This is a genomic window from Nocardia sp. NPDC004573 (assembly GCF_053602135.1).
The window spans coordinates 35977-51387 of record NZ_JBSGDA010000017.1; the positions used below are offsets into that span (position 1 = coordinate 35977).

At 69.5% G+C, this 15411-nt stretch carries 18 protein-coding genes; 4 read left to right on the forward strand and 14 right to left on the reverse strand.

From position 1 onward, the window contains the following. Positions 1 to 417, reverse strand: coding sequence for a hypothetical protein (locus tag ACWEKR_RS24260; protein WP_452356405.1), 417 nt, complete (start codon positions 415 to 417; stop codon positions 1 to 3). Between the two features lie 35 nt (positions 418 to 452). After that, positions 453 to 965, reverse strand: coding sequence for a DUF2231 domain-containing protein (locus ACWEKR_RS24265; protein ID WP_452356406.1), 513 nt, complete (start codon positions 963 to 965; stop codon positions 453 to 455). 128 nt (positions 966 to 1093) lie between these two features. On the opposite strand from ACWEKR_RS24265, the gene ACWEKR_RS24270 reads away from it, so the two are divergent. After that, positions 1094 to 1786, forward strand: a complete 693-nt coding sequence (locus ACWEKR_RS24270) for a helix-turn-helix transcriptional regulator (RefSeq protein ID WP_452356407.1) — start codon at positions 1094 to 1096, stop codon at positions 1784 to 1786. An 88-nt stretch (positions 1787 to 1874) separates the two neighbouring features. Here ACWEKR_RS24270 and ACWEKR_RS24275 read toward each other — a convergent pair whose 3' ends face one another. From ACWEKR_RS24275 to ACWEKR_RS24300, 6 genes are all read right to left on the reverse strand, one after another. After that, positions 1875 to 2510 carry a hypothetical protein gene (locus ACWEKR_RS24275; protein ID WP_452356408.1) on the reverse strand — a complete coding sequence of 212 codons (636 nt, stop codon included), beginning with the start codon at positions 2508 to 2510 and terminating at the stop codon, positions 1875 to 1877. A gap of 221 nt (positions 2511 to 2731) precedes the next feature. After that, positions 2732 to 3454 (reverse strand): LysE family translocator, encoded by a 723-nt coding sequence (locus ACWEKR_RS24280; protein ID WP_452356495.1) that lies wholly within the window; start codon positions 3452 to 3454, stop codon positions 2732 to 2734. 285 nt (positions 3455 to 3739) lie between these two features. Continuing rightward, a complete protein-coding gene (locus tag ACWEKR_RS24285; RefSeq protein ID WP_452356409.1) occupies positions 3740 to 4048 on the reverse strand; it encodes a hypothetical protein in 309 nt (102 codons plus the stop codon). A gap of 459 nt (positions 4049 to 4507) precedes the next feature. Further along, positions 4508 to 5812 (reverse strand): APC family permease, encoded by a 1305-nt coding sequence (locus ACWEKR_RS24290; protein ID WP_452356410.1) that lies wholly within the window; start codon positions 5810 to 5812, stop codon positions 4508 to 4510. An 11-nt stretch (positions 5813 to 5823) separates the two neighbouring features. Beyond that, positions 5824 to 6219 carry a VOC family protein gene (locus tag ACWEKR_RS24295; protein ID WP_452356411.1) on the reverse strand — a complete coding sequence of 132 codons (396 nt, stop codon included), beginning with the start codon at positions 6217 to 6219 and terminating at the stop codon, positions 5824 to 5826. A gap of 52 nt (positions 6220 to 6271) precedes the next feature. Then, entirely contained in the window at positions 6272 to 7039 is a 768-nt protein-coding gene (locus ACWEKR_RS24300) for an arsenate reductase/protein-tyrosine-phosphatase family protein (RefSeq protein WP_452356412.1), read from the reverse strand. Positions 7040 to 7051: 12 nt separating this feature from the next. Here ACWEKR_RS24300 and ACWEKR_RS24305 point away from each other — a divergent pair, with 12 nt between their 5' ends. Together ACWEKR_RS24305 and ACWEKR_RS24310 are read left to right on the forward strand one after the other, a co-directional pair. Beyond that, positions 7052 to 7237, forward strand: a complete 186-nt coding sequence (locus ACWEKR_RS24305; protein ID WP_452356413.1) for a hypothetical protein — start codon at positions 7052 to 7054, stop codon at positions 7235 to 7237. A gap of 88 nt (positions 7238 to 7325) precedes the next feature. Beyond that, positions 7326 to 8414 (forward strand): DUF2293 domain-containing protein, encoded by a 1089-nt coding sequence (locus tag ACWEKR_RS24310; protein ID WP_452356414.1) that lies wholly within the window; start codon positions 7326 to 7328, stop codon positions 8412 to 8414. A gap of 19 nt (positions 8415 to 8433) precedes the next feature. Here the strand turns inward: ACWEKR_RS24310 and ACWEKR_RS24315 are convergent, their stop codons facing one another. Both ACWEKR_RS24315 and ACWEKR_RS24320 read right to left on the reverse strand, forming a co-directional pair. Then, on the reverse strand, positions 8434 to 9537 hold the full coding sequence (locus tag ACWEKR_RS24315) for a spore photoproduct lyase family protein (RefSeq protein WP_452356415.1): 1104 nt from the start codon (positions 9535 to 9537) through the stop codon (positions 8434 to 8436). A 193-nt stretch (positions 9538 to 9730) separates the two neighbouring features. Next, complete coding sequence (locus ACWEKR_RS24320; protein WP_452356416.1) at positions 9731 to 10753, reverse strand: saccharopine dehydrogenase; 1023 nt, start codon at positions 10751 to 10753, stop codon at positions 9731 to 9733. Positions 10754 to 10847: 94 nt separating this feature from the next. On the opposite strand from ACWEKR_RS24320, the gene ACWEKR_RS24325 reads away from it, so the two are divergent. Then, positions 10848 to 11447: a TetR/AcrR family transcriptional regulator gene (locus ACWEKR_RS24325; RefSeq protein WP_452356417.1), complete on the forward strand. Its 600-nt coding sequence runs from the start codon at positions 10848 to 10850 to the stop codon at positions 11445 to 11447. Between the two features lie 126 nt (positions 11448 to 11573). Here the strand turns inward: ACWEKR_RS24325 and ACWEKR_RS24330 are convergent, their stop codons facing one another. From ACWEKR_RS24330 to ACWEKR_RS24345, 4 genes are read right to left on the reverse strand one after another with little or no spacing between them, the layout of a single operon-like run. Beyond that, a complete protein-coding gene (locus ACWEKR_RS24330) occupies positions 11574 to 12356 on the reverse strand; it encodes an SDR family NAD(P)-dependent oxidoreductase (RefSeq protein ID WP_452356418.1) in 783 nt (260 codons plus the stop codon). Beyond that, positions 12353 to 13294 (reverse strand): diacylglycerol/lipid kinase family protein, encoded by a 942-nt coding sequence (locus tag ACWEKR_RS24335; protein ID WP_452356419.1) that lies wholly within the window; start codon positions 13292 to 13294, stop codon positions 12353 to 12355. The genes ACWEKR_RS24330 and ACWEKR_RS24335 overlap by 4 nt, the downstream gene beginning before the upstream one ends. Continuing rightward, on the reverse strand, positions 13279 to 14013 hold the full coding sequence (locus ACWEKR_RS24340; protein WP_452356420.1) for an HAD family hydrolase: 735 nt from the start codon (positions 14011 to 14013) through the stop codon (positions 13279 to 13281). Before ACWEKR_RS24340 ends, ACWEKR_RS24335 begins: the two co-directional genes overlap by 16 nt. Next, positions 14010 to 15410, reverse strand: coding sequence for a nucleotidyltransferase domain-containing protein (locus tag ACWEKR_RS24345; protein WP_452356421.1), 1401 nt, complete (start codon positions 15408 to 15410; stop codon positions 14010 to 14012). Before ACWEKR_RS24345 ends, ACWEKR_RS24340 begins: the two co-directional genes overlap by 4 nt. Position 15411 lies beyond the last annotated feature (1 nt).

Here is a 15411-nt window from a genome sequence, read left to right on the forward strand (position 1 = left end):
CTAGCTCCCGCCCACGCCGAGAGCGGTCAGCAGCACCAGCACGACGGTGGCGACGGCCGAGACGCCGTGGCCACCGACGACCGCGACCGGAAAATGTCGTTCCGCCGGTTCTGGCGTTTCGGTCGCCGTACGCGCCCGATACATGGGCAGCCACCGCACCACCATGGCGAATCCGAGCAGCGCCACCGGCATCAGGAGCGCGAACGCGACCCATGCCAGCGCGTGCTCGTCGACGACGAGGTAGCTGACCCACACGATCAGTCCGACCACGGCGAGTAGGAAGTGCCCGAACACGACCGGTGCGGGCAGGTGACTGCTGCTCGGTTGCCGCGCGCCGCCTTCGGCGATCCAGGTACCCAGCAGAACGAAGCCGCCTACGGCGGTGAGCAGCCAGAGAAGTAAGGCGGCGATGCCCATGAATGTCTCCTGAGGAAAAGGGAATCGGATGAGGTTCAGTGGTGGTAGCCGGTGGCCTGTGTGGTTTCATCGGCCACCCGGACGCCGTAGTGGTAGGCGAGCTTCCCGCCGAGGTAACCGGACACGGCCACCGTCATGAGGCCGACGATCGACAACGACAGCGGCCCGGCCGGGACGGCACCGTCGGGTCCGGTGCCGGTGGTGCGCCACCAGAAGTTGATCGCGTACGCCGCGGTGACGATCAGGTTGAGAGTCATGTGCACCAGCCCGGTGCGAAACGCCGGGGTCCCGGTGGGAATGGCGAACAAGTCCAGCAAGCCGATCGCCGCCGCGGCCAGCGCACCCAGTACGCCCACCGCGATCAGCCAGACCGCACCGCGAGCGAGAAAGACCGGGTCCTCGACCACGTGCGAGCCGATGTCGAACACCGAACTCGCCACCCATGCACCGATCGGCACGGTGACCAGGATCGGATGGAACGGATGACCATACGGGCCGGCCAGCGCAGCGCTGACCGGGGTCTTGGCCTGCTGCATGGGACTGCTCACGACGACCTCCCAACCTGGCGTTATTTACACTAAAGATTATTGGCGTTATTTGCTCCGCTGGTCAAGTCCGCACCTTGCCGGGGTCGCCGCTTCATTGCGACCAACGCAGTCGGCGTTATCCTGGTGTGGTGACCAGCGAATCGGCGATCGGCGCCGTCGCCGCGCTCGAGGACGAGCTGCGGCGCGGCATGTACTGGTTCATCCGCCGCGCCGGCCGGCCGGTCACCCGCGACGAAGCCGCCGAACAGGTCGGCATCTCACGGAAACTCGCGGCGTTTCATCTGGACAAACTCGTCGCCGCCGGACTTCTTCGAGCGAGTTACCAGCAGGTCGGCGGCATCCGGAAGGTCGGGCGCGCGCCGAAGGTGTATCAGCCCGCCGACACCGAGGTGCGGGTGAGCATCCCCGAACGCCGCCACGAAGTTCTGGCCGAGATTCTGATGGGCGCGGTGCTCACGCACGGCGCCGGCGAGACCGCTCGCGACGCGGCGCACCGGGTCGCGACCGATCGCGGCGAAGCTCTCGGCCGGGCCGCACGCGAACAGGCACGGCCCGGGCGACTCGGCGCCGAGCGCGCCCTCACGGTCCTGCAATCGCTGCTCACCGAACAGGGCTTCGAGCCGGCCCGTCCCGCGCCGGATTGCCTCCGCTTGCGCAACTGCCCATTCCATCCGCTCGCCGCCGACGAACCCGAACTCGTATGCGGGCTCAATCACGCCTATCTCGCGGGTGTGCTCACCGGACTCGAAGCGGAAACCCTCCACGCGGTGCTCTCCCCCAAGACCGGGGAATGCTGCGTGGAACTCCGCTCCGCCACCTGATGCACCGCGCCCGCCCGGCCAGGTGTGACGGTTGCGGTCGGCGGCGGGTTGCTCGGCCTGCGAGGTGGACCGGGGCGGCCCGCGCGGGTCAGGCGCTGTGGGTCATCGGCCGCGCCGCCGGGGCGATGACCAGACCTGCCTCCCACGCGCGTTCGATGACCTGCGCGATATCGATGCGCCGCAGCTCGCGCACCTGCGGGCTCGACAGTAGCTCTCCGATGTAGGCGACGATGTGTTCGGCGACCACGCAGCGCACATCGCCGACGCGGCCGAGCAACCGTGCCGGGCGATCGACCGCGCGGAGCCGGACGTCCACGTGCTCCTCGGTCACTTCCTCGGTGCGGACGAACACCGCGCACGGGTCCTGCGGCACCAACTGGACGCGCATGCGCACCCGGACGGCGGCGGCGAACCGGGCGAGGACACCGGCGAAGTCCACTCGCAGTCGAAGGCTCAGCGGCACCTCCACGGCGATGTCCCACTCCTCGCCGTCATAGACTTCGGCGCGAACATCGCCTGGCCGGCCCGTCGCGGTGACGCATACCAGCGCACCAGGGCCGGCCTGCACCGGTCCCACCTCGATACGGTCCCCGACGATCTCCGCGATGACCTCCGCGATGCGCTCCGGCCTAGCCGCGGATCGCAGCAGCTGCTGGGCGAACCGGGCCCGCGCCGGCTCCGTCGCGCGCTGATCCGGTTCGGCACGGCTATCGATCCCTGGCATGAGCCACCTCCGTTCACCCAGCCTGCGAATACCCCGCAAGCCGGACATAATCACGCCGGAAACGGTCTCCGAGGCCCTCCGCACCGGCTCCGGGCCAGCACCCGACCGGTCCGCCGAGAACACAGCGGCGCGGCCCCGCATGCGCCGAGTAACCGGATCGTCGTTTCGCCCGGCCCTCGATGCGCGGCCCTCGAAGGCTTTCCGTGGACACCGAGGCGCGGCTATACCCGCGCGCGGGCGGTGAATGCGAGTGCACCGCCGAGACCGGTCAGCGCCACGCCGGCGAGGGTGTCGACGGCGATCTGGGCCCGTCGACGTAGCAGCAGAGAGTGGAACCGCGTGGCCGTGACCACGAATAGCAGCCACCAGGCGCAGCCGATGGCTATGTCGAGCACGCCGAGGAGCAGTGCTTGCGGGATCACCGGGTTTGCCGGGGCCAGGAACTGGGGCAACACCGCGACGAAGAACAGCGCCGCTTTGGGATTCAAGACGTTGGCGATGAACGCCTGAGCGAACACCCGCGAACCCGTTGCCGGAATCGGTGACGGCACGCCGGGGACCCGCTCGGCGTGCCGGCGCCGCCAACCGCGATAGCCATCGCACAGGGCGCGCGCCCCAAGCGCGACAAGATAGGCCGCGCCGGCGAGTTTCACCACGGTGAACGCCGCGGCGCTGGTCAACAGGATCGCCGACACACCGAGCGCAGCGGCTGTCATGTGCACGATCAAGCCGCATTGCACGCCGATGGCCGCACACATTCCCGCAGCCCGCGAGCGGGAGGCCTGGCGCAGGACCACGAACCAATCCGGACCGGGAACCACATAGGCCACTAGGGCCGCCGCTGTAAAACCCCATACGAGATTAGCGTGCACGCAGGACCTTTCGGCTCTTCGACAACGATCTTCCCGCCAGCCTAGAGGAGGCGGCCCACCGCTTCGGATCACCCGATCGGCGTGATCATCCAACGCGGGCCGCGCTCACCGCAGCTCCGGACACCTGTTCCGCAGCGACGTGGAGGTCGAAAAGCCTTGCGCCCAAGCCAGTTCAGCCGAACCTGGAACAACGGGTATCGCCCCGTTCGCGCTTCCCTCTGCCGGTACGGCGATGTGATCATCCGGAGTACGGCGGATCAACCGACGTGGACGATTCAGCACCCCAGCGGTGTGCCGACGGCGCGGCCGCCGGCAACTACTACACCCGAGGGCTCGAAGAACGGCTCAGGTCCCCGATCAGCGGGTCGGCGAGACGCACGGATTCGGAAGGGCCGAGATGGTGGCCAGGTCGCAGATGCCGCTGGTCAGTATCTGCAAGGGGGCGGCGACCAGCAGCGTGAGAATTCCGATGACGTCGCCGCGCTGGAGATACCAAGCTCCCGACCGAGCTGCCGCCGATCCGGAGTCCAGCGCCGACGAGCCGGTTTCGCCCGCGACAGCGATCACCGGGGCCGTGCCGCTCGGTCCGGCCGTCGCTTCGGCCGCGGTGACGACAAGAGTCACCGCCGCGACAGAAGCGGCAGCAAGGCGAAGGGGGGTACGCATCATCGCGCTCCTCTGTTAGGTAATCGTTATTCACATACTATCGAGAACACAGATCCGAGTACGGAGATTCGCGCGAATTGATCGACGGTGCCCAGGTGGTGCCGGATCAGGCTGCGAGGAGGATGCTCCGAAATGAGCTGGAGAGAGTCACCGCCCAGCCACCCACATAGCCGCTCTGCGGCACAGGGCGAACACCGTCCCGCGATATCGATCGCAGTCGTTCCGATTCCAACGTACGTCTATGAATAGACGATCACTTAATTCAGTGGGTCAGACGCGCGTAGGTCCACCCGTGTGACCCAGATCGGGCGTGCGGCCGCCCTCCCCGGAGACGGTCTGTGGAACCCACCCGAGCACGGCGGGCGCCGACCCGCTCCGGCGCCCGCCGTCACGGCGTTCCGACACGCGCCAGTGGCGGCCGCCGAGTGTTCCCGTCCGCGATACCGATCGCGCCGACGGTCAGTCGGTGGTCGTGGCCTCGGCGGATGCGGGTCGGCCGCGTGTCAGCGTGCGGCGGACGAGGTAAGCGAGCGCGCCCGTTGCGAGAACGGCGGCTCCGGCCAGAACCGAGGTCATCGGCAGGGCGAAGGCGAGGAGCAGGCAGCCCGCCATGCCGGTCACGGGGATGGCGCGGGGCGGGCGGTTCTCGGCGGGGGAAAGCGTCCATGCGGCGGCGTTGGCGATGGCGTAGTAGGCCAGCACGCCGAAGGAGGAGAATCCGATCGCGCCCCGCACGTCCACGGTGGCGGCCAGGAGCGCGACGACGACGCCTACCGTGATCTCCGCGCGATGCGGCACGCCGTACCGGGGATGGACGGCGGCGAGGACATGCGGCAGGTGCCGGTCGCGGGCCATGGCCAGCGTCGTGCGGGAGACGCCGAGGATCAACGCGAGCAGCGACCCCAGCGCCGCCACCGCGGCACCGGCGCGAACCACCGGCGCCAGCCGGTCGGCTCCCGCGGCGGTCACGGCATCCGTCAGTGGGGCGGTGGCCGACGCGAGGGCGCCGGGACCGAGCGCCGCAAGCGCCGCGATCGCGACGATGGCGTAGACGACCAGGGTGATACCGAGCGCGAGCGGGATCGCGCGGGGAATAGTGCGGGCGGGATCGCGTACTTCCTCGCCGAGCGTGGCGATCCGCGCGTATCCGGCGAAGGCGAAGAAGAGCAGACCCGCGGCCTGCAGAACACCGGAGACGGTGACATCGCCGCCGATGCGCAGCTGCGCCACCTGCGCGCTGCCGGAGGTGAGGGTGGCCACGGCCACGGTTGTGAGCACCGCGAGCGCGATCGCGACGATCACGCGGGTCAGCCACGCCGATTTCTGCACTCCGGCATAGTCGACGGCGGTCAGCGCGAGCACCGCCGCGACCGCGACCGTGTGTGCGTGGGCCGGCCAGAGGTAGCTGCCGACGGTCAGCGCCATCGCCGCGCAGGAGGCGGTCTTGCCGACGACGAAACCCCATCCTGCGAGGTAGCCCCAGAAATCACCGAGGCGTTCCCGGCCATAGACATACGTGCCGCCCGAGGCCGGATAGCGTGCGGCCAGCCGCGCCGAGGACGTCGCGTTGCAGTAGGCCACCACGGCGGCGATCGCCAATCCGATGAGCAGCCCCGATCCGGCAGCCTGCGCGGCAGGGGCGAGGGCGGCGAAGATGCCCGCGCCGATCATGGACCCCAGCCCGATCACCACCGCGTCCGGCACGCCAAGCTTGCGGCGGAGTTCGTCGGGCAATGCGGGAACGGCCGATGCGTTGTTCGACATGGAAGAGGCGTCTACGAGGTGGCGGGCTGGAACAGTTCGACGAGGTTGCCCGCGGGGTCGTGCAGCAGGACTTGTCGTCCGCCGGGGCCGCTGATGATGTCGTTGCGGAAGGGGATGCCGGCGGCTCGCAGTCGTTCGGCTTCGGCAGCGATGTCGTCGACGACGAGCTGGATGCGATTCCAGCCGGTGCCGGGCCCCGGGGTGGCGCCGTCGGGCATCGGACGTCCGGCGGAACTCGCGGGCCCGGACAGGAGCAGCTGCAACGGGCCGCGCCGCGCAGCGGCGAAGGCGGGTGCGGCGTCGAAGTCGACGGTGAAGCCGAGGTGAGTGGTGTAGAAATCGACCGCCGCGCGCACGTCGTCGACCAGATAGCGGACACGGGCGAGTTCGGTCGGCGCGGTCGTCATGGTCGGGTCTCCTTTGATTGTTTCCTCGGCAGGCACGGCGTCGACAGGGTGTCTACGCCGACGTGCTGACGCGACGTGGCTGCGCCAGCGGGGGCCCGAATCCGATTCGGATATCGAGTTCTTTTGCGACGCGCCGGAATTCCGGGTACGTCGCACGATCGGTGGCGGTGGCGGGATTGGGCAGACTCCAGTGCGTCGTGACGGCCGCTCCGTGATCGCGGGGAACTTCGCGGATCTTGTCGCACAACGTGATCACGTAGTCGAAGCGCCGTCCGGTGATCGTCTCCAGCGACCGCGGCTGCCGGGGCTCGAGGTCGATGCCGTAATCAGCACGCAGGACTCGCGCCGTGTTGGGATGCACCCGTGGCGCGGGATGGCTACCCGCGGACGCGACTTCGACCCCGGCGACCCGATGCCGCAGCATCGCCTCCGCCATCGGAGAGCGCGCACTGTTGCCGGTGCACAGGAACAGCACCGAACTCCCGCGGGGCCACTCGCGCCGCACGGGCGCCAGCGCCGGGTGCAGGGCGACGGCCGCGTCGCCGAGCGCGTTCGCGCACGCCGACAGGTCCAGATGGTAGTAGGTGTCGCGCGCATCGAAACTGCTGCGGCGCGCGCCCACCAGGCCCGCAGTGCGCAACAGCCGCAGGTGATACGACACCAGGTTCTGTGGCTCGCCGACCGCCGCCACCAGCTCTCGCACCCGGCGATCACCGCAAGCCAGCTCGGTCAGCAACGCCCACCGCAACGGATGCGAAGCCATACGCATCAGCAGCGGAACCGGCACTCGATCGGGGACGACCACAACGGCAGAATACATCAAATTCATTTGATGGAATATCCGTGGGCGGGTTCCGCTCCGATCCCCGCCGAATCGATCACCGCGCACATGCCCGACATCCCGCTCGGCTTGCCGAGCGACCACGCGATCCGGCGTAGAGCGTGGGCGGAGACCGTACGGGCCGCCGACCCGGCGAGCATCGACTCCCCTTCCCCGCCCATGCTCGGCCACACGTAGCCGCCGGAAACTCGCCTCCGACTGCCTCGGTATACCGCCGCCATCCGGTCGCCGGGCCGGTACGCGACGTGCGCTAAGGTTCGAACCCGTGTCCAAGCTGCGGCGGCGCGTGGCAGAGGCGGCGGAAGCGGCTCTGGCCCAACGCAAATATGTGTCGGCAGTCGATGTCTTCACAGCTCTGGGGTGGGTGCGATCCAGTCAGGTCGATCGCTGGCGGCAGGGGCAGGTGCGGTCGTTGGAGCAGGTCACGGCGGTGGACGCACGGCGGATGCACGAGGTGGCGGAACTGCTGGGCGAGTGGGCCCGCGAGCGCGGGCTCACCGCGAGCACAGCGGCGTACCTGTCGGGCGGGCGCGATCGCGAGGCGTTGCGGTTCGCCGACGACGGCGCGGACGAGGTGTTCCGGGTGCACTGGCTCTCCTCGCAGCTCAGCCCGGCGCGCCGGGAACAGGTCGTCCAACGCCAGAACCGGGCACCGGATCTGGCGGTGGTGGAGGCCGCGGAACCGTGGACATGCGCCGAATGCGCCGAAACCGGTCCGTATTCGATCACGTCCGCAGCCGGGCCGCTGTGCCTGATCTGTTCGGATCTCGACCATCTCGAGTTCCTGCCCGCGGGGAACGCGGCGCTGAGCCGGCGTGCCAAGAAGGAGAGCGCCCTCGCCGCCGTCGTGGTCCGCCTCAATCGGCGACGCAAACGCTACGAACGGCTCGGCATGCTCGTCGAAGAAGCCGCCCTCACCCGCGCCGAACAGCAATGCCTGGCCGACGAGGATGCCCGCGCCCGCCGCCGCGAACGCGACCGCAGCCGTCGCGCCGCCCAAGACATCGAATGCTGCGCCCGCATGTCCGACGAGATCCGCCGGCTGTTCCCCGGCTGCCCCGCCGACCGCGCCACCCAGATCGCCGAACACGCCGCCGCCCGCGGCAGCGGCCGCGTAGGCCGCACCGCCGCAGCCAAACTCCTCTCCCCCGACGCACTCACCCTCGCCGTCATCGCCTCCGTCCGCCATCGCGACACCGACTACGACCGCCTCCTCATGACCGGCGTCCCCGCTCGGAGGCCAGGGCCCGGATCCGCCCCACCGTCGACCACGTCCTCGAAACCTGGCGCAGCTGAAATCTCCCGTCGGCTGGTGGCGATCGACGCGCCGCCGGGCCCCCGCGCAACGAGGTGAGCCGGACCCCCGGTCGTCATCAGAACGCGTAACGCACCGTCAACCAGGGGGTCCGCTGGGCGATGAGGTCGGTCAGCGTCCGGACCCCCGCCGCCTTCACGTCGTTGCGATAACGCACATTCCACATGCCCGACTGGGAGCGCTTGGCCTGCTGAATCCGCGGGCGCCACAACAGGTCCTCGGACTTCGGGTGCCAGCCGAGGTTTACCTCGTGCAGTTGCTCGTTGTGGGTGAGCATGATGATCTCCGCTGCGGCCTGGGCCTTGAAGGCGGCGCCCGTGCCGTCCGCGAGCTCCTCCAGCAGCGCGGCCCAGTCTTCCGCCCAGCCGGGGCGGACGACGATGGGTGAAAAGTTGACGTGCACCTCGTAGCCCGCCGCCACGAAGTCGTCGATCGCGGCGATGCGCTGCCGGATCGGCGTGCTACGCAGATCCAGCAGCTGGGAGTCGGCCTCGGGCATGAGCGAGAACCTGATCCGGGTCCGTCCGCGCGGATCCAGATCGAGCAGGTCGCGGTTGACGTACTTGGTGGCGAAGGAAGCCTTCGCGGTTGGCCACGCACCGAAGGCGGTGATCAGGTCGGCGACGTTGTCGCTGACCAGCGCGTCGACGGAGCAGTCGCTGTTCTCGCCGAGGTCGTAGACCCACGCGTGCGGGTCGCACTGATTCGGCACGGTCTTGGCCCCCTGCCTGCGCACATGACGTTCCACATAGCCGATGATCTTGTCGATGTTGGTGAACACCGTGATCGGGTTGGCGTAACCCTTGCGGCGGGGGACGTAGCAGTAGGCGCACGCCATCGCACAGCCGTTGGACGTCGAAGGCGCGATCCAGTCCGCCGAGCGGCCGTTCGGCCGGGCCGTCAGCGACTTCTTGACCCCGACGACCAGGTCCTCGGTCTTGACCCGGATCCAGCGATCGACGTTGCCCGCGTTGCCGTGCAGCTGGTCGATCTTCCAGTGCGAGCCGACGGTGATGATCTCGGCGTCAGGGAAGCGCGCCCGCACTTGCTGCCCGCGCGGGCTCGCCAGCGCGTCCGGTTCGGCCCACAGACGGCGGACGTCCAGCAAACGAGGACCCGAGGGGGGCCGGAAGGGGTCCTGAGCTGCGGAGAATTGAGTCATGACCCCTGCTTACGCCACCCCACCGACATGCGGCGGACGCACCTGGCCCAACGTCGGGCGATCTCACAGCAACGAGCCGCCTCCCCGCGGCACAGGACCGGATGTCCGGCAGCCGCGTGGACCATCGCCGCGGCGCCGGTCGTCCAGGTTCGAGCGAAGTGGGCGCGGCGCGCGGCATCGGCCTTAGGTCCGGTCAGCGGTGCCTCTGCGGCTGGACGTCGATGAACTCGGTGCCGATCTCGCGCATCCGCGCGACCGCGTCGCGTGGAGCGATCAACGCTTCGGGAGTGTGAATGCCGGGCGCGACGGCCTGTCCGCGCAACCCGAGCAAACGCTCGACGCCCAGGGCGATGCCGAGCGCGGTCAACGGCCGCTGCCCCGCCGGATGGACCAGGTAGCGGCTGGTTCGCAACGGTTCACCCGCCTCGTCAGCTCCTTCGATGTCGATCCGAACCTCCATGGAAGCCGATGCGCCGCGGCGGCGGCCCGCGGACTCCCCTACCGCGAGGTCGAAGCGAACGTCCTCCGCGCCGGTGGCGAGCGCGATACTCGGCACGTCGAGAATGGGGATGCTCTGCCCGGGTACTTCGACACCGTCGACGCTGCGCACACCGGCTTCGGCGTCGGCCGCCGCCAGCCAGGTGAAAACGCCGTCACGCCGTAGCCATCCCGCCGAAGTAGCGGCCGACAGCCGCTCCAGATCCGCCATCCCCGCTGGCCCGCCCGCGTCCGTTTCGTCCAGCACGGCGCCGATCCGGACAGCGTCTACCCGACTGAACCGCTCCGCCGCCGCCAACGTCGCGAGGACGACGAGACCGGCGAGATAGTGACTGGCCACCAGAACCGGTGCGGCATCCGCGCGCTGCGCGCCCGCGACGATCTCCGGCGCGATCTCCACCAAGCCACTGGAGATGCTCAGATACGGCAATCCGCGGTCCTGCGCGAAGCGCAGCCCCGACAGCTTGCGGTCCCACAGCGCCGCGACCACCGCCGAGTAGCCGTGATCGGCCGCGAGACCCAGGTCCGGACGCTCCAGATCGATGGTCACCGCCGTCGCCACGCCCAGTTCGTCGGCGACCTGCTGGGCGCGCGCGAGATCCCGTGCCGCGATGGTCAGCGGCAGTGTCGGATGCCACTGCCGCAGTATCGCGGCCGCACCCGCCCCCGCCTGCCCCGAACCGCCCAGGATCAGCACCGATTCCGACCGTACCGACATGTGTCCCACTCCTCGTCCAGTCAACTACATTTTGTATATACATTCTGTAGATACAATTTGTAGCTAAACTGGGCCGACAACGCAAGGAGGATCGATGGCCACCACGTCGCCTCGCCTGTCCAAGCAGGCCAGACGCGAGCAATTGCTGGAGACGGCACTGTCGGTCGTGCGAGCTCACGGCGCCGACGCCCTCACCCTGGTGACGCTCGCGGAGGCGGCCGGGGTGACCAGGCCGGTCGTGTACGACCACTTCGGCACCCGCTCCGGGTTGCTGCTCGCCCTCTATCGGCGGCTCGACGAACGGCAGCGCGCCGCGTCGGAACAGGCGTTGCGTGCTGCCGGGCCCACCGCGGCGGACGTCGCCCGCGTCATCAGTGCCGTCTACTTCGACTGTGCCGCCGACATGCCGGAACTCACGGCGATTTCCGCCGCGCTGAAGGGAAATCCGGACATGGAGGCGACCCATCGCGAGATGTACGACAGCTATACCGATCTGATGGCCGCCGCACTCCAGCCACACTCGCCGCTGCCCCCTGAGGCGCTGCGGTTGCGCTGCGTCGGCATCCTGGGCGCGGCCGAGGCCATCGCGACCGACCTGAACCACAGCCGGACGACCATCGCCGACGCGATCACCGCACTCACCGACATGATCCTGGGCAGTCTGGAGTCCCACCCGGCACTCGACAACGCCTGACAACTTCCGAGCGACCCCGCAGTCGATCACATGCGGCGTGGACTGGGAGGCCGCACCCAGTTCTGTGATCTCCGGCGGGAGGTGCGTCGGTGACCGACAACGGCCGAGCGGCGCTGGAGATCCTGGCTACGGCCGAAAACCGTAGTATCGCCACACCATTCGCTCGTATACCCGGCTCGGGAGAAACCTGCGGGCCCAGAAGGACAAGCGGACGTCACGGCCGCACAGGTAGGTCTGCCGTGGCCGGCTCGCGGCCAGGATCGTCGCGACCTTGCGGGCCACCGCCGAGGCGGGCTGTCCCGCGGCCAGGTAACCGCGTACGAGGTCCAGCACGGCGGCGCGATCGTGGTCGTAGACGGGGATCGGCCTCGACACCGGGACCGCCGTGTCGACGATCGGGGTGACGGTCCACCCCGGGATGAGCACCGACACATGGACACCCGCCCCGGCTGCCTCCATGCGCGCGGCTTCGCCGATCCGCTCCACCGCGGCCTTCGTGGCCGAGTACCAGCCGCCGTAGGGTTCGGCGACAGCGCCCGCGCCGGAACTGACGACGATCACGCGGCCCGCGCCTCGCGCGCGCAGCAACGGCAGCGCTGCGCGCAGCACACGGTGCGTGCCGAGGACGTTGGTGTCGTAGAGCGCCGCGGCCTCGGCGGGTGTGGTCTCCTCCACCGCGCCGACGACGCCGTATGCCGCGAACGTGACCACCGCCTGGATGCTGCCGTGCCTGGCATGCACGTCGCGAACCCAGCCGTTCACCGCCTCCTCGTCGCGCACGTCGACCCGAGCGATTCCGGGCGCGGCGGCCCGGTCACATCCTTCGACCGTGTACCCCTGCGCCGCCAGGTGTTCCATGGTGGCTGCGCCCATGCCGTTGGCGGCGCCGGTGACGAGCACGACCGTCACGCGGCACACACCTTCAGCACGCGCGGCAAGACCTCCAACCGCGCCGACTCCACCATCGTGATCTCGCCGTCGAGTTCCAGCGGCGCCGGACGATCCGGCCGCAGCTCCACGACCGAATCCCGGTGGCACACCGCCAGCCGCGACCGCCGGAACCGGCCCGCGTACAGTCCCGCGACCAGGCCGAGCGTTCGAAGCCTTCCCGCCTCGGCCCAGATGTTCACGTCGAACCGGCCGTCGGCGGAGGTCACCGCCGTGTCGTAGCGCATGCCGCCCGCGAAGTGAACACTCTTGAGCACACCGATATTGGTGATCGGGGAGGTGTGGCTCCAGCCGCCTCCCCGCACCACGACCGGCAGCGGCCGATGGGTGGCAATGGTGGCCAGTGCGGTGGCGATGATGGCAGCCTCCACACTGCGCGATTTGAGCAGGCCCACCACCCCGGCGGCCTGGTTGAACGAATGATTGCCCGCGGCGACCAGCCCCATGCTGGCGTTGAGCAGGAAATAGCGCACCGCACGTGTGCCGTCGGTCAGCAGCACGCAAGCTTTGCCCACGTCGACGAGTTCGGCACGGGTGGCGTCGATCCGCACCGGGACGGCTCCGATACGCCCGCTGTCGGCCACGGGTTTGTGGAAGTCGTTCGAGCTGCCCAGTCCCACGGCGCCCAGTGCGGTGCCGGGGGCACGCGGGCGGTCGGTGGCCGGGTCCATGAGCGCGTTCAGCACCAGGTTCACCATGCCGTCGCCGCCGGCGGCGACCAGTACAGACGGCGGTTCCGGCCGGGTGACGGCCGCGCGCACGAGGTCGGTGGCGCGCCGGGCGTCAGCGGGCAGTTCGACCGACAGGTCCGGGTGACGGGCGCGCAGCGCGGACTCCACCGGCTCCCAGCGTCGCAGCGCCGCGCCCGCGTTCGCTCGCGGGTTCAGGACGACGAGCACGAATCCTCCTCGATGCCGAGCCATCGGCGTAGTGCGCGGTGATCTCCTGTGGTGACCAGTCCGGTGCGGGCCACGGCCGGCGGGATGCCGGTGGTGCGAGCATCGATCAGGAAGACCGGAATGCCCAGTTGCGCGGCGGGACCGTCGTGGGCCGGGTCGTTGCCGACCATGACGCAGTCCGCCGCGTCCGCGCCGAGCTGGTCGAGCAGTTCGCGATAGAACTCGAGCCTCGGCTTCGCGCGGTGCATGGTGTCACCGCTGGTGACGTAGGCGAACGAGGTGAGATCGAATCCGCCCCAGCGAATTCTGGCCTCCACCGTGCCGCGCGGCCACAACGGGTTGGTCGCGACCACTTGCCGCGCACCCGCCTCCGCCAGCTCGCGCACCGTCGCCACCGCCGCGGGGCGCGGCAGGAAACATGCGCGCAGCCGGGTGAATTCCACTTCGGCGAGCCGGGCCATGCGGTCCGCGACGACGTCACGGCCGGTGCCGAGTCGCTCGGCGAGCAGCCGCACCAGCAGTTCGGTGTTGGTGTGGTCGCCGTCGTTGGCGCGCACGTCATCCAGCGTGCGGCGCAGCAGCGGCAGGAAGCGGTGCGGTGGCAGCAGATCGCGGAACGCCCAAGCCGCGCCCGCGGGCATCAGCGTCGCGAACGTGCGCCGCCGCTGCCCGATCAACGTGCCGTCCAGATCCCACAGCACGGTCGGTCGTGGCCTCATTCCTGGCTGTCCAGTACGGCTTGCAGGTCCGCTCTGGTCAACCCGAGACGAGCGGCGTAGTCGTCGATGCCGGGTGGCCGCGCACCGCCGAGCCCGGTGCGGGACCGGAGTTCCCCGGCGTATGCCGCGCCGAGGTCGTAGACCGTCTTGGCCAGTGCGGCGGGGAACAACCACCGGCCGAGGTCACGCTGGAATACCCGGGTAAGGCGGTAGGGCGCGATCAGCCGGGCGCCGAGGGCGGCCAGTGCGCCCGGGTCGCGCAGCGAACTCATCCGGGCCGCCTCCGCCCCCGGGACCAGCAGCAGCCCGGACCACAGCCGTCCGAAGCCGTCCCATTTCTCCCGCGCGTCGGCGGTCATATTGAATTCCGTGTAGGCCTTCTCGATCCGGGAGGTGTGCGTGCAACGGCTGCGCAGCAGCGTGTGCACGTCGGCGATCTTGCGCGCGGTGTCGGCGCGGGTGAATCTGTCCACGCGCGGCGCGATCCGCTCCAGCAGCGCCGCGAAGTCGGGATTCGGCGCCAACCGGTGCGCGAGGGCGAGGGCGTGGAACATCAGGCTCTCGCTGCCCGCCGCCGCGATCTGGGCGGCGAGCAGGTCGTAGTCCAGGCCGGGGCCCGCATGTCGGGCCAGGTTCCAGATATCGCCGAGTTCGCGTACGCCGGTCTTGTAGTAGGGCAGGTGAATACCCAGATGGTGCAGGTTGTCCTCGTGCGCCATCGCCCACGCCGGTACGCCGTGGAAGTCGATGGCCCGCAGGCGTTTCCATATCGCGGTGTAGTCGACCGTGTAGGGCGCCAGCGGCGTGACGAGTCCCCAGTGCGTGCCCACCACGAGCGCGCCGTCGCGCGAGACGAACGACGGCAGGTGGTGGGATCGCTCGGCCCGCACCTTGGGCGCCTTGCCCAGCAGCTCCGAAGTCGCGAAGAGGCCTAGCTCACGGTAGATCTCGACGGCCGTGTCGACCTGGCCGGGTTCCAACAGGATGTCCAGGTCGTTCATACGTTTGTAGTGCGGGTCGCGGTAGATCTCGGTGGCGAAGAGCATGCCCTTGAGCACCACGCAACGCACGCCGCGTTCGTCGAACCGCCGCAACAGCTCCATCGCCCCCGCCAGGCGGCGGTCGTTCGCGGTCGCGATCCCCTCGGTCACGGCGTCGAATCGCACTCGGACCGGCGGCGGCACGAGGTCGTACACCTCCGCCGCGATGAGCGAGTGCCGCACCAGTGGGACGGTGGCGTTGAGCCGCGCCAGCTCGAAGAAGGCCGCCCAATCGGTGACCCGGCCGGCCGATTCGACGAGTTCGGCGCGTTCTGCTCCGGTGGGCGTGGCCAGCGCGGCGTGCACCAGCAGCCGTTCGGCGTCCGTCCCGCCCGCGGCGATCACGGTGTCGGTCATG

What these genes read in the sequence shown, in the direction of transcription:
- ACWEKR_RS24320 (WP_452356416.1), bottom strand. Translation starts at nt 10,753, where the DNA reads ATGTCGGTACGGTCGGAATCGGTGCTGATCCTGGGCGGTTCGGGGCAG.
- ACWEKR_RS24285 (WP_452356409.1), bottom strand. Translation starts at nt 4,048, where the DNA reads ATGCGTACCCCCCTTCGCCTTGCTGCCGCTTCTGTCGCGGCGGTGACT.
- ACWEKR_RS24340 (WP_452356420.1), bottom strand. Translation starts at nt 14,013, where the DNA reads ATGAGGCCACGACCGACCGTGCTGTGGGATCTGGACGGCACGTTGATC.
- ACWEKR_RS24325 (WP_452356417.1), top strand. Translation starts at nt 10,848, where the DNA reads ATGGCCACCACGTCGCCTCGCCTGTCCAAGCAGGCCAGACGCGAGCAA.
- ACWEKR_RS24315 (WP_452356415.1), bottom strand. Translation starts at nt 9,537, where the DNA reads ATGACTCAATTCTCCGCAGCTCAGGACCCCTTCCGGCCCCCCTCGGGT.
- ACWEKR_RS24275 (WP_452356408.1), bottom strand. Translation starts at nt 2,510, where the DNA reads ATGCCAGGGATCGATAGCCGTGCCGAACCGGATCAGCGCGCGACGGAG.
- ACWEKR_RS24290 (WP_452356410.1), bottom strand. Translation starts at nt 5,812, where the DNA reads ATGTCGAACAACGCATCGGCCGTTCCCGCATTGCCCGACGAACTCCGC.
- ACWEKR_RS24295 (WP_452356411.1), bottom strand. Translation starts at nt 6,219, where the DNA reads ATGACGACCGCGCCGACCGAACTCGCCCGTGTCCGCTATCTGGTCGAC.
- ACWEKR_RS24345 (WP_452356421.1), bottom strand. Translation starts at nt 15,410, where the DNA reads ATGACCGACACCGTGATCGCCGCGGGCGGGACGGACGCCGAACGGCTG.
- ACWEKR_RS24300 (WP_452356412.1), bottom strand. Translation starts at nt 7,039, where the DNA reads ATGTATTCTGCCGTTGTGGTCGTCCCCGATCGAGTGCCGGTTCCGCTG.
- ACWEKR_RS24260 (WP_452356405.1), bottom strand. Translation starts at nt 417, where the DNA reads ATGGGCATCGCCGCCTTACTTCTCTGGCTGCTCACCGCCGTAGGCGGC.
- ACWEKR_RS24305 (WP_452356413.1), top strand. Translation starts at nt 7,052, where the DNA reads ATGGAATATCCGTGGGCGGGTTCCGCTCCGATCCCCGCCGAATCGATC.